We start from the raw sequence: 15575 nt of genomic DNA, 5'->3' as shown, positions 1-15575 counted from the left end.
TTATTGCCTCGCTGTTACTGCTGACGATTAGAGATACTGTTTTCCGGGTTGATGTGTTCACGACGTGAACGCGCAGGCGTCCAGTCAAGCGCGCCAATACGCACCAGATAAACCAGACCGGCCAGTAGCACTAAAATGAAAATTGCGGCCTCGACAAAGCCCACCCAACCACTTTCGCGGATGGACGTTGACCATGCGAAAAGGTAAAGCGCTTCCACGTCGAAGATGACGAAGAACATGGCTACCAGATAGAACTTGGCAGACAGGCGTAAGCGAGCGGAACCTACTGAATCAATACCTGATTCGAAAGGTGTGTTTTTGTGCCTTGCACGGGCGCGACCGCCCAGGAACCAGCCGCCGACTAACATCAGGCAGCACAGGCCAATGGCTACAATAAGAAAGATTGCGAATGCCCAGTGATGAGCGATGACTTCTGTGGATGTTGACATACTCATTGCTTACTCATCAAAAGTGATACCAACGACACTGCTCTTGCTGGCAGATGGGCATCACATCGATTCATGGGGAGGAACAAATAACCTTACACTAACTGTCAGAAATGAGACGTAGACAGCAAAATGATGGGGTTTTTTACTCCTTTCTATAACCTATTGTCAACTTTAACAAAGGTTTCTTCACATTAAATTACATCGAGCGATTCTCATTAACATTTGGTGCCCTTTAACCCTGGTGGGTGCATGACTTTCCGTCAAATGTATGTTGTTGAATCGTGTCCGTTTCGGAAGTAAAAAAAATAACCCTCCTATTTTGACAGGATTTGCCAACGATTCCTCCCCCCAAATGGGAGTATTTTCTTGATCTGCGACACGCTTTTGTTAATTCAACATGGAAAACGGCAACATATTTCCTGTTTTTTTAACATGAGAGGGATATGGGCGAAGTTAGAACGGAAAACGGACAAGTTTTAAGCAAAAGTATTCAGCTTATTGATAAATAAGAGAGTATCCTGAAAACCCTTGCGCCATAAGCGGGTATTATTGCGTAAAAAAAGCCACTGCATGTGAAAATCACACGAGTGGCTGTTTTTTACACTTACATTTTGTTACCAGAATATTGAGCTATCGATCACTCAAAATCCCCTTCGACGATCAGGGAATCATCCCCCCCTTCGGAGGTAACGCGCTCGAACTGCCACGGGTTATGGTAATTTTCCATCGCCTCGAACACCACTTTTGCCAACTCGTTATGGCTGGACGAATTGTGGCAGAGCAGATACTCCGTATCCGGCAGCGCAGGAAGACCATCGGATTTCCCCAGGACGCGCAGATCGGGACTCATCATCTCTACCGGACGGGCCGTTACGCCCAGACCAGCCTTCACGGCGGCACGAACCGCTGGCAGCGTGGAAGCCACATACGCCAGACGCCACGGAATGTTGGCCTCATTCAGCGCAGTGAGCACCATATCGCGGAACGGGCTCGGGTCATCCAGTAATACCAGCGGAACCGGCTCCCCTTTTTGCAGCACGTATTCGGCTGCGCAATACCAGTGCGTAGGCGATGTGCGCAGCGTCAGGCAATCAAACTGCCCGGGACGATGCGTCGTCACCACCAGGTCGACTTTATGCTCATTTAACATCTCAACCATAAAGGCATTACGTTTTACGCTAACGTCAAGCGCAAGCTTCGGATAAACCGAACTAATACGATTGAGAAGAAACGGCAATATAGTATCCGCTGACTCATCAGATGCGCCTAACGTTAGCACTCCTTGAAGGTTGCTAAACATTAATGACATACATGCTTCATCATTAAAGCGAAGAATTTTCCTGGCATAACCCAGTAGCTGAATACCGTGTTCCGTTAAGAGCTTATTACGCCCGTGACGTGCAAAAAGCTCTTTACCGACCAGCTGCTCCAGCCGCTGCATTTGCTGGCTAACGGCGGACTGAGTTCGGCAAACGGCGGCAGCAGCTGCTGCAAAAGTGTTGAGATCGGCGACCGCAACAAACGTTCTCAGCAGATCGAGGTCGAGATTCATTATCGGACGATTTGCATTTATCATATCTATTCACTTTCAGGTTGCTCGTGCGGAGCTGCCCGGGTTGAAGCTGTGTGTAACAGTTAAGCAATTCCCTCTGAAGGTTTTCCCTCGCATCCCGGCCCGGCAGACTGCCTGACAGATAGTTATTGTGCTGCTTTATATCAACAGTCAGAAAGCACGTTTCATGACGTTATTTTTATTCTCTTAAACGTTCAGGATATTTAGATGTTCGCAGGTTTATGTAAATTACATTAAAGGTATAACACCTTTTCTGCCATCTTTATCGCAGCGCTGTCAACGTAGCAGGAGATGTTCGACACATTCCAGCCAGAGATAACTCCAACAATAACAATCAATTAATTCGGAAAGTCAGTGCCAGACATACAAAATTCTTGCATCTGTCCTCTGCTTTCCTGAAAGACATCTTAACCCAAATCCACTTTATTTATAAGTCTTATTGCAATATTGAGGATTAAAGAAGAATGTTAAGCTTCTAAACTAATTTTATTAAAATTAACTAAAGTTGCATTTTATAGGTTAATAATAAATAAATTTTAATTTAGATTAAGACCATTCATTAATGGCACTTAACATTAATTTCACATGAGTAACTTTTAGCCACATTATGCTTTTACAGGAACATGTATCAAGCATTCAGGTTTTACGAAAAGTCACCCAGGGTGATTGCTACCCTTGTCAGGTTCACCACTTATTTTTCCCAGCACAATATACAGAATTTTGACAAATGAATAGCACGTTTAACCTGTCATCGTGCTATGCGCACAACTTTAAGACAGTAAAAAAGCTAACGCACAGCGAAAAAGATTTATCAAAATTTTGCACCCGGCACAAAATCTTCTACTGCACACCCTTCAAAACGAAGCGAGGGGGGAGTACATTATTCCGTGCTGACTTCCACGGCAGGGAGCGGCAATAATAGCGAAAAGGTTAAAGGTTCATGTCCCCTATCGAAAAATCCAGCAAGCTAGATAACGTCTGTTATGACATCCGCGGCCCGGTTCTGAAAGAGGCAAAACGCCTTGAAGAGGAAGGCAATAAGGTTCTGAAACTCAACATTGGTAACCCTGCGCCATTTGGTTTTGAAGCGCCGGATGAAATTCTGGTTGATGTGATCCGCAACCTTCCTACTGCACAAGGTTATTGCGATTCAAAAGGACTTTACTCCGCACGTAAAGCCATCATGCAGCACTACCAGGCACGCGGTATGCGTGATGTTACCGTTGAAGATATCTATATCGGCAACGGCGTTTCCGAACTGATCGTGCAGGCGATGCAGGCGCTGCTGAACAGCGGGGACGAAATGCTGGTTCCCGCGCCGGACTATCCGCTGTGGACCGCTGCCGTATCACTGTCGAGCGGGAAAGCCGTACACTATCTGTGCGACGAGTCCTCCGACTGGTTCCCGGACCTCGATGATATTCGCGCAAAAATCACGCCCCGCACGCGCGGCATCGTGATCATTAACCCGAACAACCCGACGGGCGCAGTGTACTCAAAAGAGCTGCTGATGGAGATCGTCGAACTCGCCCGCCAGCACAACCTGATCATCTTTGCCGACGAAATTTACGACAAGATCCTGTACGACGCGGCGCAGCACCACTCAATCGCTGCACTGGCCCCGGATCTGCTGACCGTCACCTTTAACGGCCTGTCTAAAACCTACCGCGTGGCCGGTTTCCGCCAGGGCTGGATGGTACTAAACGGTCCGAAAAAGCACGCCAAAGGATATATTGAAGGGCTGGAGATGCTGGCCTCCATGCGTTTATGTGCCAACGTTCCGGCGCAGCACGCGATCCAGACGGCGCTGGGTGGCTATCAGAGCATTAGCGAGTTCATCGTTCCCGGTGGTCGCCTGTACGAACAGCGCAACCGAGCGTGGGAGCTGATCAACGATATCCCGGGCGTCTCCTGCGTGAAGCCGAATGGCGCGCTGTATATGTTCCCGAAAATTGACGCGAAACGCTTTAATATTCACGACGACCAGAAAATGGTGCTCGATTTCCTGCTGCAGGAAAAAGTGCTGCTGGTTCAGGGTACGGCGTTTAACTGGCCGTGGCCGGATCACGTGCGCATCGTGACGCTGCCGCGCGAAGATGACCTCGAAATGGCCATCAGCCGCTTCGGACGCTTCCTCTCCGGATACCATCAGTAATCTTAAAATCAGGCTACTTCGGTAGCCTGATTTGCATCTTCCCTCCCCTCCCCGCACAATGAACGCCTGTCGCAGTGAAGACAAAAGGTAACCTATGAGTCAGAGTCATTTCTTCGCCCACCTCTCCCGCCTGAAACTCATCAACCGCTGGCCGCTGATGCGCAACGTGCGCACAGAGAACGTGTCAGAGCACAGTCTGCAGGTTGCCATGGTTGCTCATGCGCTGGCCGCCATTAAAAACCGCAAATTTAACGGCCAGGTCAATCCAGAGCGCATTGCCCTGCTGGCGATGTACCACGATGCGTCAGAAGTGCTGACCGGCGACCTGCCCACGCCGGTGAAATATTTCAACTCGCAAATTGCGCAGGAATACAAGGCCATCGAAAAGATTGCCCAGCAGAAGCTGATTGACATGGTGCCGGACGAGTTGCGCGACATCTTTGAGCCGCTCATCGATGAGCATCAGTACACGGAAGATGAAAAGTCGCTGGTAAAACAGGCCGACGCGCTCTGCGCCTACCTGAAGTGCCTGGAAGAGCTGTCTGCAGGGAATAACGAATTTTTACTGGCGAAAACGCGTCTGGAAAAAACGCTGGAATCCCGCCGCAGCGAAGAGATGGACTATTTTATGCAGGTGTTTGTGCCGAGCTTCCATCTGTCTCTGGATGAGATCAGCCAGGATTCACCGTTGTAATCTGTTTGCCCCGCAGCGCTGCGCTGCGCTTGCAGGGCCTACGGGTTGTTGGCCGGGTAAGGCGCAGCCACCACCCGGCAAAATTATCAGAACGGGAACAGAACCGGTATCAATACCACGCACACCACCATCACCAGCACGGTGAAAGGCACGCCAAGCTTCACGAAATCACTGAACCTATAATTCCCGGGCCCCAGCACCAGCGTATTCACCGGTGAAGAAACTGGCGTCATAAACGCCGCGGAGGCCGCCATTGCGACCATCATCGCAAAGGGATACGGCGACACGCCCATGGATTTGGCCATCGCCAGCGCAATCGGCGCCATCAGTACCGCCGTCGCGGTGTTGGAGATAAACAGACCGATGGAGGCGCACATGATAAACAGACAGACCAGCATCATGTACGGCCCATATCCGCCGCCAACGTCCATTAAGCCTTTAACGATCAGATCCACCCCGCCGGTTTTTTGCAGCGCCAGGGCGAAGGGCATCATCCCGACAATGAGGATAATGCTCGGCCAGTGAATGGCTTTATAAGCGCTTTCGGCGTCAATGCAGCGGAATTTCCCCATCAACAGGCAGGCGATGATTGCCGCGACCGGATTGGGGATTTCATCGGTCAGCATCAGCGCCACCATCAGCACCAGACAAAAAATCGCGTGGGGCGCCTGGCTGTGCGCCGGGGAGGCGTCGCTCTCCTCGACAGGCATGTTGAGTACCACAAAATCGCGACCTTTCTGCCCGAGCTGGCTTATCAGCTTCCAGTTACCGACAACCAGGAAGATATCGCCCAGCAGGATCGGCTCATCCACCACAGCCCCTTCCATCGCCACGCCATCGCGCTTCAGCCCCACGACATTCAGGCCATAGCGGGTTCGGAATCCCATTTCCCGCACGGTTTTGCCCAGCAGTTCCGATTCCGGGATCAGCGATACTTCGGCCATGCCGACATCCAGCGCCTGATCGGAGAAATACTCCCCGCGCAGCACCATCGGTTCCAACAGCTGCTCGCTGCAAAACTCGCGCAGATCCACGTCCGCGGTGGACATATCAATCAGCAGGACGTCCCGCGCGCGGAATTCCGACACCCCGTTAACGTTGACGATCACCCGGCGAAAACGACGCCAGCGCTCTACGCCGATCACGTTTGCGCCATAGCGCTCACGCAGCTTCAGGTCGTCCAGGCGCTGTCCCACCATCGGCGAACCGGGACGAATAGCCAGACGGCGCGCGCGCCCGGTGAGACGGTACTCTTTAATCAGATCGCGGAAGGTGCGTCGCTTCCACCCTTCTTTATTTTTGTCCTGTTTTTCACCTTTCAGGGCAAACCGGGTCAGTAGCATGTAGACCACGCCCAACACCAGAATGACCAGCCCAAGCGGGGTGACGCTGAAAAAACTGAAGCCCTGGAATCCTTCCCGGATCAGCTCGCTGTTGACGACCAGGTTCGGCGGCGTTGCCACCAGCGTCATCATGCCGCTGATCAAACCGGCAAAACTCAGGGGCATCATCAGACGCGACGGCGAGATCTGCATCCGCATGGAGACGCTCAGCACCACCGGGATAAAGATTGCGACCACGCCCGTTGAGCTCATAAACGCCCCCAGCCCGGCGACGGTCACCATAAGGTAGATCAGCATTTTGGTTTCGCTGCTGCCCGCCACCTTGACCAGCCACGACCCCATGATGGTTGCCACGCCGGTACGCACCAGCCCATCACCGATAATAAACAGGGCGGCAATCAGGATAACGTTGGGATCGCTAAACCCGGAGAAGGCTTCCGGCAGCGTGAGCGTACCGCTCAGCACAAACGCGACGATGACAAACAGGGCGACGGCGTCCATGCGTACCTTGCCCGTTGCAAAAAGAAGGATGGCGATTAAAAGCAGGCTCAGAACCCAAATCAGTTCACCGTTCACAACATGTCCTTGTCAGTGGGAGATGAGGAATTTTGCCACAAAAAAGCCCCAGCAATGTGGGGCTATATCATGTGATTACACTTTTAGCGAGACGGTTACAACCCCGTCAGAGGCTTTCGAAACAGCCAGCGCCGTCAGTGAATCCAGCACAAAGTCTGCCTCCTCCAGGCGGGGAGATCCCGCAGGAACGTTAACGGCGATAACGTGGCTTCCGGCGTTCAGCCCGGCCAGTACGCCAGCGGCCGCATCTTCCACCACCACGCACTCTGCGGGCGCGAGGCCCAGCAGTTCAGCGCCCAGTAAAAACGCGTCGGGCTCCGGTTTACCGCGCTTTACGCGCTCCGCAGTGATAAACACTTCCGGCTTCGGTAAACCTGCCGCCTTATGACGGGCGTGGGCGACGGGAATGGAGCCTGAGGTAACGATAGCCCAAGGGATCTGCGCCTCGTTCAGATGCTCAAGCAGCTCGCGCGCGCCCGGTAAGGCTGTGATGCCGTCCGTATCCGTGGCTTCAATGTGCTCCAGGTATTTGAACTCCGCCTGAATTTCGTCCTCAGAGCTTCCGGCCAGGAAGTGCCGTAGCGAGGTGATGGCCTGTTTGCCATGGATAAAATTCAGCACTTCCTGATGGTCGATGCCATGTCGGTCAGCCCAATGGCACCACGAACGCTCCACAACCGGCAGCGAATCCACCAGCGTACCGTCCAGATCAAACAGAAAACCTCTACACTGCACACGCACCTCCGTCAGGCATTAATGATTTGTTGAATTTCGTTGCTGCTTAAATGGTACTGACGCGGGCAAGCGTGCCACGCGCTTAGCATACGCTGATATTTTTCCCACATTGGGGTCTGCGCGTTGAAGCCGTGGGTGCCCGCGTCAAAGTGGGTATAGCGCCCTTCTGTATTCACCATAAAGCGAACATAGCTCAGATAACGCGCTTCCGTTGCGGCATCAAAGCCTAAGAAAGTCACGCGGCGCTCGTCAATGGACTGCTGATCTTTGAGATTCGTCCAGGACACGTGCAGAGCGTGATACATCTCCATAATGTCGATCACGATGCGACAGGTTTCTTCTTTCAGCTCGCCAAACTCGCGGTCCAGTTCGCGCATTTGCAAACCAAAACCGCGTTCGACGATGGTTTGCAGGCGGCTGTAGCGCGCAGCGTTATCGGGATCAAGCATAGTCATCATCTTGTACTGGTTAGACAAAATCAGACGTTGAGCATGGGTCATTTCCATCTTTCGACTCCTGTAGCGCATTGCACTTTAAAAAAAAGACACGGTAACTGATTGTTACTGTGCCTTCTTTTCGTCGTCGTTTCGATGATCAATCACAAGTCATCGAGGAATGTTTTATCCAGTTGCTTAAAAGCGCGCTTTAACGTGTCCGCCAGCGCCTGGTAGTCCGGCTTGCCTTCAACCGGGGCTAGCGCCTGCCCGGCCTCCTCCAGTTTTCCGCGCACTTCATAAAACCAGTGTAAAATAGATGGGGGAAGTGGCGTGATGGAGCGTTTACCTAACCACCACAGGCCCTGCATCGGCAGGCTTAATGCGAAGAGTGCCGTCGCGACGGCAGGGCCAAGCTGGCCGCCCAACGCAATCTGCCAGCACAGCGTAAAGACAGCGACTGGCGGCATAAAGCGAATCGCATAGCGCGTGGCGCGAATGGTGCGATTCTCAATGAACATCGGCGCAAGGCGCTTTTCCATCGGCCACGTCTTTGCGTAATGCTGTCCCCGACGAAACAGACTAAAGAAATTTACGGACGGGTTCTCTGGTGTCGACATGGCTGTACCTCAACTTCACATATAAAAATTAAAATTTTCGTGCAAAACCACAACAAGCTATGACAACGTTCAAAATATTTTGTCATCTCTACCCCGTATCGGGTATCCTGTGCCAGCCTGATAGGGCCTTAGACGAGAATCATTAACTCGTCAAATTATTGCACATTATGCCATTGGCTGAAAATTGTGCAAAATGGCATAAAATCATAGTTATTTCTTCCATCATGCCACAATGTTCGTTTGGCATGATGTTAATCATAAATGTCTGAGTCATCATGCGTTACGCTGTTAGACTCACTGACGTTTTTTTAGCCACGTATCAATAATAGGTACTTCCATGTCGAGTAAGTTAGTACTGGTTCTGAACTGCGGTAGCTCCTCACTGAAATTCGCCATCATCGATGCGCTCAACGGTGACGAATACCTCTCTGGTTTGGCCGAATGTTTCCATCTGCCTGAAGCACGTATCAAGTGGAAGATGGACGGCAGCAAACAAGAAGCGGCTTTAGGTGCAGGCGCCGCTCACAGTGAAGCGCTGAACTTTATCGTTAACACTATTCTGGCACAAAAACCAGAACTGTCTGCTCAGCTGACTGCGATTGGTCACCGTATCGTCCACGGCGGCGAAAAATACACCAGCTCCGTCGTCATCGACGAATCTGTGATCCAGGGCATCAAGGACTCTGCGTCCTTCGCACCGCTGCACAACCCGGCTCACCTGATCGGTATCGCTGAAGCGCTGAAATCCTTCCCGAATCTGAAAGACAAAAACGTGGCCGTATTCGACACCGCGTTCCATCAGACCATGCCGGAAGAGTCTTACCTCTATGCCCTGCCATACAGCCTGTACAAAGAACACGGCGTACGTCGCTACGGCGCACACGGCACCAGCCACTTCTATGTGACTCAGGAAGCCGCAAAAGTTCTGAACAAGCCGGTTGAAGAACTGAACATCATCACCTGCCACCTGGGTAACGGTGGTTCTGTTTCCGCTATCCGCAACGGTAAATGTGTTGATACTTCCATGGGTCTGACCCCGCTGGAAGGTCTGGTGATGGGTACCCGTTCCGGTGACATCGACCCGGCGATCATCTTCCACCTGCACGACACCCTGGGCATGAGCGTTGACCAGATCAACAAAATGCTGACCAAAGAGTCTGGCCTGCTGGGTCTGACCGAAGTCACCAGCGACTGCCGTTACGTCGAAGATAACTACGCAGAGAAAGAAGACGCTAAACGTGCAATGGACGTTTACTGCCACCGTCTGGCGAAGTACATCGGCTCTTACACTGCGCTGATGGAAGGCCGTCTGGACGCGGTTATCTTCACCGGTGGTATCGGTGAGAACGCGGCAATGGTTCGTGAACTGTCCCTGGGCAAACTGGGCGTTCTGGGCTTCGACGTTGATCACGAGCGTAACCTGGCTGCCCGCTTCGGCAAGTCTGGCTTCATCAACAAAGAAGGCACCCGCCCTGCTCTCGTTATCCCAACTAACGAAGAACTGGTCATTGCGCAAGACGCGCACCGCCTGACTGCCTGATTCCACACCGCCAGCAATGCTGGCGGTGCTGTTTTGTAACCCGCCCAATTGCGGCGGTAACGAAAGAGGATAAACCGTGTCCCGTACTATTATGCTGATCCCTACCGGAACCAGCGTCGGCCTGACCAGCGTCAGCCTTGGCGTTATCCGTGCTATGGAACGCAAAGGCGTTCGTCTGAGCGTCTTTAAGCCAATTGCCCAGCCACGTGCCGGTGGCGATGCGCCAGACCAGACCACCACCATCGTTCGCAAGAACTCCAATCTGCCAGCGGCTGAACCGCTGAAGATGAGCCACGTTGAGTCTCTGCTGTCCAGCAACCAGAAAGACGTGCTGATGGAAGAGATCATCGCCAACTACCATGCTAACGCGCAAGACGCGGAAGTGGTGCTGGTTGAAGGTCTGGTCCCGACGCGCAAACACCAGTTTGCCCAGTCTCTGAACTTTGAAATCGCGAAAACCCTGAACGCAGAGATCGTTTTCGTGATGTCTCAGGGCACCGACACCCCAGAGCAGCTGAACGAGCGTATCGAACTGACGCGCAGCAGCTTCGGCGGCGCGAAAAACACCAACATCACCGGCGTGATCGTGAACAAACTGAACGCACCGGTGGATGAGCAGGGCCGTACTCGCCCTGACCTGTCCGAGATCTTCGACGACTCTTCCAAAGCGAAAGTCATCAAAGTTGACCCGGCTAAGCTGCAGGAATCCAGCCCGCTTCCGGTTCTGGGCGCGGTGCCATGGAGCTTCGATCTGATTGCCACCCGTGCAATCGATATGGCGCGTCACCTGAACGCCACTATCGTTAACGAAGGCGACATCAACACCCGCCGCGTGAAGTCCGTGACCTTCTGTGCGCGCAGCATTCCGCACATGCTGGAACACTTCCGCGCAGGTTCCCTGCTGGTAACCTCCGCAGATCGTCCTGACGTGCTGGTTGCCGCCTGCCTGGCCGCGATGAACGGCGTGGAAATCGGTGCGATCCTGCTGACCGGTGCCTACGAGATGGACCCACGCGTCAGCAAGCTGTGCGAACGCGCGTTTGCGACCGGCCTGCCGGTCTTCATGGTGAACACCAACACCTGGCAGACCTCCCTGAGCCTGCAAAGCTTCAACCTTGAAGTGCCGGTTGATGACCACGAGCGTATCGAGAAAGTTCAGGAATACGTAGCGGGCTACATCAACGCAGACTGGATCGAATCCCTGACTGCGACCTCCGAGCGCAGCCGCCGCCTGTCTCCTCCAGCATTCCGTTACCAGCTAACCGAGCTGGCGCGTAAAGCGGGCAAACGCGTTGTTCTGCCAGAAGGCGACGAACCACGTACCGTTAAAGCAGCTGCTATCTGTGCAGAGCGCGGCATCGCGACCTGCGTGCTGCTGGGTAACCCGGATGAGATCACCCGCGTTGCGGCGTCTCAGGGCGTTGAGCTGGGCGCTGGCATCGAAATCGTTGACCCTGAAGTGGTTCGCGAGAGCTACGTTGCTCGTCTGGTTGAGCTGCGTAAGAGCAAGGGCATGACCGAAGCCGTTGCGCGCGAACAGCTGGAAGACAACGTGGTGCTGGGCACGCTGATGCTGGAGCAGGACGAAGTTGACGGTCTGGTTTCCGGTGCGGTTCACACCACGGCGAACACCATCCGCCCACCGCTGCAGCTGATCAAAACTGCACCGGGCAGCTCTCTGGTTTCTTCCGTATTCTTCATGCTGCTGCCTGAACAGGTTTACGTTTACGGCGACTGCGCGATCAACCCGGATCCAACCGCAGAGCAGCTGGCAGAAATCGCTATCCAGTCCGCGGACTCCGCGATTGCCTTCGGTATCGAACCGCGCGTAGCGATGCTCTCCTACTCCACCGGTACCTCTGGTGCTGGTAGCGACGTAGAGAAAGTGCGTGAAGCGACCCGTCTGGCGCAGGAAAAACGTCCTGACCTGATGATCGACGGTCCGCTGCAGTACGACGCTGCCGTGATGGCCGACGTTGCGAAATCCAAAGCGCCGAACTCGCCGGTTGCAGGTCGCGCTACCGTGTTCATCTTCCCGGATCTGAACACCGGTAACACCACCTATAAAGCGGTGCAGCGTTCAGCAGACCTGATCTCCATCGGGCCAATGCTGCAGGGTATGCGCAAACCTGTGAACGACCTGTCTCGTGGCGCGCTGGTAGACGATATCGTCTATACCATCGCTCTGACCGCGATCCAGTCTTCGCAGCAGCAGTAATGTTAAAAAGCCCGGTGGCGCTAGCGCTTACCGGGCAACAAAAAGGCGACCACAAAGAGTCGCCTTTTTTATTTACAGCAGCTCTCGCGCCGCCGATACAATGTCATGTGCCGTCAGGCCATATTCCTTCTGCAGGAAATCCTGCGTCCCCACCTGGCCGTAACGCTCCTTGACGCCCACCCGTCGCATCGGTACCGGGCAGGTTTCCACCAGGACTTCCGCCACCGCCGATCCCAGCCCGTTGTGAATACTGTGGTTTTCACAGGTGACGATGCGCCCGGTTTTCTCGGCGTAGTTTTTCACCAGCATCCGGTCGATGGGCTTCAGGGTAAACATGTCGATGACCGCCGCGCTTACCCCCTCCTGCTCAAGCTGACGCGCCGCCTCCAGCGCTTCCGCCACCATGATGCCGTTGGCAATCAGGGTAATATCGGTTCCTTCGCGCAGCACGTTACCTTTGCCGATGGTGAAGGTTGAGCCCGGGGCGTACACCCTCGGCGCCTGCTTGCGGATGGTGCGTACCCAGTAAAAGCCTTCGAGGTCGATAAGCTGGCGCAGCACGTCCTCGAACATCACCGCGTCAGTCACCTCCAGCACCACCGAATGCGCCAGACCGCGTACGATGCCCATATCCTCAAACGACATATGCGTGCCGCCGTTGTGGCAGGCCGTCACGCCCGCATCCGAGGCAATCACCTTCACGTTGTTGCGCTGATAGTCCAGGGACATAAACAGCTGGTCAAAGCAGCGACGGCTGGCAAACGCGGTGAAGGTATGAACGAACGGTTTACGCCCGGTAAGCGACAGCCCCGCCGCCGTGCCGATGACGTTGGCCTCCATAATGCCGCAGTTAATCACGTGCTGCGGATAATCGCGCGCCACGCCGTCCATCGCCATAGAGCTCATCAGATCCGCTTCCAGGGCGATAATCTCGCTTCCCGCCTCAATCTGCTTTGCCACAAAGCCCGCGTAGACCTTACGCATCTCAACGGCGTCTTTCTCTCCTGCCGGTGCAACCTTAATCATGTGAAGCCTCCAGTTGGCGAATCGTCTCGTTGAGGGCCGCTTTGCTCTCCGCGGTCAACCGCAGGTGGTGCGAGTTGCTGAGCTGTTCCAGGTAGGGCACCCCCTGCCCTTTGATGCTGTCGAGGATGACGACTAACGGACGCGCGTCGGCAGCCGGGACCCGCGACGTCAAAGCCAGCAGGCCCGGAACGTCGTCGCCCTTCACCATCGCCACGTCAAAGCCAAAGGCGCGGAATTTCCCCTCCAGGTCGAACGCGCTGATGATCTCGTCCAGCTCGCCGTCGAGCTGCTGTTTGTTCCAGTCCACGAATACCGTCAGGTTGTTCAGGCGATGGTGGGCAATAAACTGGAAGGCTTCCCAGCACTGCCCCTCGTTCAGCTCGCCGTCACCGACGATGCAGAAGACGCGGTTCGGTCGCCCCGCCAGCCTGTGCGAAAGCGCCATACCGCCGGCAATGGAGATCCCCTGCCCCAGCGAACCGGTGGTGGCGTCCACGCCCCGCGTTTTCAGACGGTCCGGGTGGCTTGGCAGGCGCGTGCCGTTCTGGTTCAGGGTGCTCAGCTCTTCCACCGGGAAGTAGCCCTTGATCGCCAGCGTGCTGTAGAGCGCCGGGCCCGCATGACCTTTCGACAGGACAAAATAGTCCCGCTCCGGCCAGTCCGGATCCGCCGGGTCGATTTTCATCACCGCGCCGTACAGAACAGCCAGGGTTTCGACCACCGACATACTTCCGCCGTAGTGCCCAAAGCCAAGCTGCGTCAGGGATTTCAGCGTCTCAAGACGGATCTGACGCGCGAGTTCGGTTATCTCTTTCTCATTCATGATTTGGCTCCGGTGTTTTCCTGCGCGTTACCGCCCGCAGGTTTGTTTTTCGCGAAGACGTTGTACGCCACCAGCAGCGCGAACAACGCGACAACCAGTCCGGTGATGGCAAGCGGCGACAGGAAGCGCGCCAGGTTGCCGAGGACAATCCCGACCGCGCCGAAGTCGGCGTCCGAGAAGGTGGTGTTGGCAAAGCCAATGGCGCCCAGCACCGGCAGCAGCAGGACCGGCAGGAAGGTGATCAACAGGCCGTTAGCAAAGGCGCCAATCATTGCCCCGCGACGTCCACCGGTGGCATTACCGAACACGCCCGCCGTTGCGCCGGTGAAGAAGTGCGGCACCACGCCCGGCAGGATGAGCACCCAGCTAAACTGACCGCAGATCAACAACCCCACAATCCCGCCGAGGAAGCTGAACAGGAAGCCAATCAGCACCGCGTTTGGCGCATAGGGATACACCACCGGGCAGTCCAGCGCAGGACGGGCGTTCGGCACCAGTTTCTCCGAGAAGCCGGTAAAGGCCGGAACGATCTCCGCCAGAATCAGGCGCACGCCCTGCAGGATGATGAACACGCCCGCCGCAAAGGTGATCGCCATGATGATGGCGTAGACCAGGTAGTTCTGACCGCCGCTGAAGGTGGCCTCCACGTACTCACGCCCGGCGCTCACCGCCAGGATGAGGTAGATAATCATCATGGTCAGGGAGATGGAGATCGAACTGTCGCGCAGGAAGCTCAGGTTCTTCGGCAGGTTCATCTCTTCCGTTGAGCGTGAGCCCTTGCCAACCTTGCTGCCAATCCAGCCGGACAGCACGTAGCCCAGCGTGCCGAAGTGGCCGAAGGCAATTTCATCGTTGCCGGTTATGCGCTTCATGTAGCGCTGCGCAATCGCCGGGAAGAAGGCCATAATCAGGCCGAGGATCAGCGAGCCGGTAAACACCAGGCCCACGCCTTCAAAGCCCGCGACCGTCAGGATCACGCCAATCATGCACGCCATATAAAACGTGTGGTGACCGGTCAGGAAGATGTACTTCAGGCGAGTAAAGCGTGCGACGATAATATTCGCCACCATGCCGAAGGCCATAATCAGCGCGGTCGCTGCGCCGTATTTCTCCAGCGCAATTGACACAATCGCTTCATTGTTTGGAATAATGCCCTGGATCGTAAAGGCGTGTTCAAACATACCGCCCAAAGGATTTAATGACCCCACCAGCACCGTTGCACCACCGCCCAGCACAATAAAGCCAAGAATGGTTTTAATCGTTCCTTTCACCACGTCCGAAAAGGCTTTCTTTTGCGCAACCAGACCAATTAACGCAATTAAACCGACCAGCACTGAAGGGACTTTTAAAATATCAACAACGAAATTCAGCGTTTCAAGGATAAACATA

13 protein-coding genes are annotated in these 15575 nt (G+C 54.5%); 4 read left to right on the top strand and 9 right to left on the bottom strand.

From position 1 onward, the window contains the following. Positions 1-14: 14 nt before the first annotated feature. Positions 15-455 carry an NADH-quinone oxidoreductase subunit NuoA gene (gene nuoA / locus DEO48_RS19780; protein ID WP_014171000.1) on the bottom strand — a complete coding sequence of 147 codons (441 nt, stop codon included), beginning with the start codon at positions 453-455 and terminating at the stop codon, positions 15-17. Positions 456-1086: 631 nt separating this feature from the next. Then, on the bottom strand, positions 1087-2025 hold the full coding sequence (gene lrhA, locus DEO48_RS19775; RefSeq protein ID WP_029741933.1) for a transcriptional regulator LrhA: 939 nt from the start codon (positions 2023-2025) through the stop codon (positions 1087-1089). A gap of 937 nt (positions 2026-2962) precedes the next feature. Between lrhA and alaA the strand changes: the two genes are divergently transcribed. Together alaA and yfbR are read left to right on the top strand one after the other, a co-directional pair. After that, positions 2963-4177, top strand: a complete 1215-nt coding sequence (gene alaA, locus DEO48_RS19770; RefSeq protein ID WP_008500204.1) for an alanine transaminase AlaA — start codon at positions 2963-2965, stop codon at positions 4175-4177. Positions 4178-4271: 94 nt separating this feature from the next. Then, positions 4272-4871, top strand: coding sequence for a 5'-deoxynucleotidase (yfbR, locus tag DEO48_RS19765; protein ID WP_023312539.1), 600 nt, complete (start codon positions 4272-4274; stop codon positions 4869-4871). 86 nt (positions 4872-4957) lie between these two features. Here the strand turns inward: yfbR and DEO48_RS19760 are convergent, their stop codons facing one another. The 4 genes from DEO48_RS19760 to yfbV all read right to left on the bottom strand — a co-directional run bounded on the left by DEO48_RS19760 (position 4958) and on the right by yfbV (position 8579). Further along, positions 4958-6790 (bottom strand): SLC13 family permease, encoded by a 1833-nt coding sequence (locus DEO48_RS19760; protein ID WP_109846080.1) that lies wholly within the window; start codon positions 6788-6790, stop codon positions 4958-4960. 75 nt (positions 6791-6865) lie between these two features. Further along, the gene (locus DEO48_RS19755; RefSeq protein ID WP_109846079.1) at positions 6866-7525 is read right to left on the bottom strand and encodes a sugar phosphatase; all 660 of its coding nucleotides are present in this window, start codon (positions 7523-7525) and stop codon (positions 6866-6868) included. 11 nt (positions 7526-7536) lie between these two features. After that, entirely contained in the window at positions 7537-8031 is a 495-nt protein-coding gene (locus DEO48_RS19750; RefSeq protein ID WP_023312542.1) for a YfbU family protein, read from the bottom strand. A gap of 92 nt (positions 8032-8123) precedes the next feature. Continuing rightward, positions 8124-8579 (bottom strand): terminus macrodomain insulation protein YfbV, encoded by a 456-nt coding sequence (gene yfbV / locus DEO48_RS19745; RefSeq protein WP_023312543.1) that lies wholly within the window; start codon positions 8577-8579, stop codon positions 8124-8126. A 337-nt stretch (positions 8580-8916) separates the two neighbouring features. Between yfbV and ackA the strand changes: the two genes are divergently transcribed. Further along, positions 8917-10119 carry an acetate kinase gene (gene ackA, locus DEO48_RS19740; protein WP_023312544.1) on the top strand — a complete coding sequence of 401 codons (1203 nt, stop codon included), beginning with the start codon at positions 8917-8919 and terminating at the stop codon, positions 10117-10119. A 76-nt stretch (positions 10120-10195) separates the two neighbouring features. Next, positions 10196-12337: a phosphate acetyltransferase gene (pta, locus tag DEO48_RS19735; RefSeq protein WP_023312545.1), complete on the top strand. Its 2142-nt coding sequence runs from the start codon at positions 10196-10198 to the stop codon at positions 12335-12337. 72 nt (positions 12338-12409) lie between these two features. Here pta and DEO48_RS19730 read toward each other — a convergent pair whose 3' ends face one another. The 3 genes from DEO48_RS19730 to DEO48_RS19720 are packed head-to-tail and all read right to left on the bottom strand — an operon-like array spanning position 12410 to position 15574. Further along, the gene (locus DEO48_RS19730; RefSeq protein ID WP_109846078.1) at positions 12410-13363 is read right to left on the bottom strand and encodes a transketolase family protein; all 954 of its coding nucleotides are present in this window, start codon (positions 13361-13363) and stop codon (positions 12410-12412) included. Beyond that, positions 13356-14186, bottom strand: coding sequence for a transketolase (locus tag DEO48_RS19725; protein WP_109846077.1), 831 nt, complete (start codon positions 14184-14186; stop codon positions 13356-13358). The genes DEO48_RS19730 and DEO48_RS19725 overlap by 8 nt, the downstream gene beginning before the upstream one ends. Then, positions 14183-15574, bottom strand: coding sequence for a PTS ascorbate transporter subunit IIC (locus DEO48_RS19720; protein ID WP_032659183.1), 1392 nt, complete (start codon positions 15572-15574; stop codon positions 14183-14185). The genes DEO48_RS19725 and DEO48_RS19720 overlap by 4 nt, the downstream gene beginning before the upstream one ends. Position 15575: the final 1 nt, after the last annotated feature.

This window comes from Enterobacter sp. CGMCC 5087, from assembly GCF_003144775.1.
GTDB lineage: Bacteria > Pseudomonadota > Gammaproteobacteria > Enterobacterales > Enterobacteriaceae > Enterobacter > Enterobacter cloacae_M.
The sequence above is the reverse complement of the archived record's forward strand: the minus strand, read 5'-3'. Positions and strand labels throughout refer to the sequence as shown.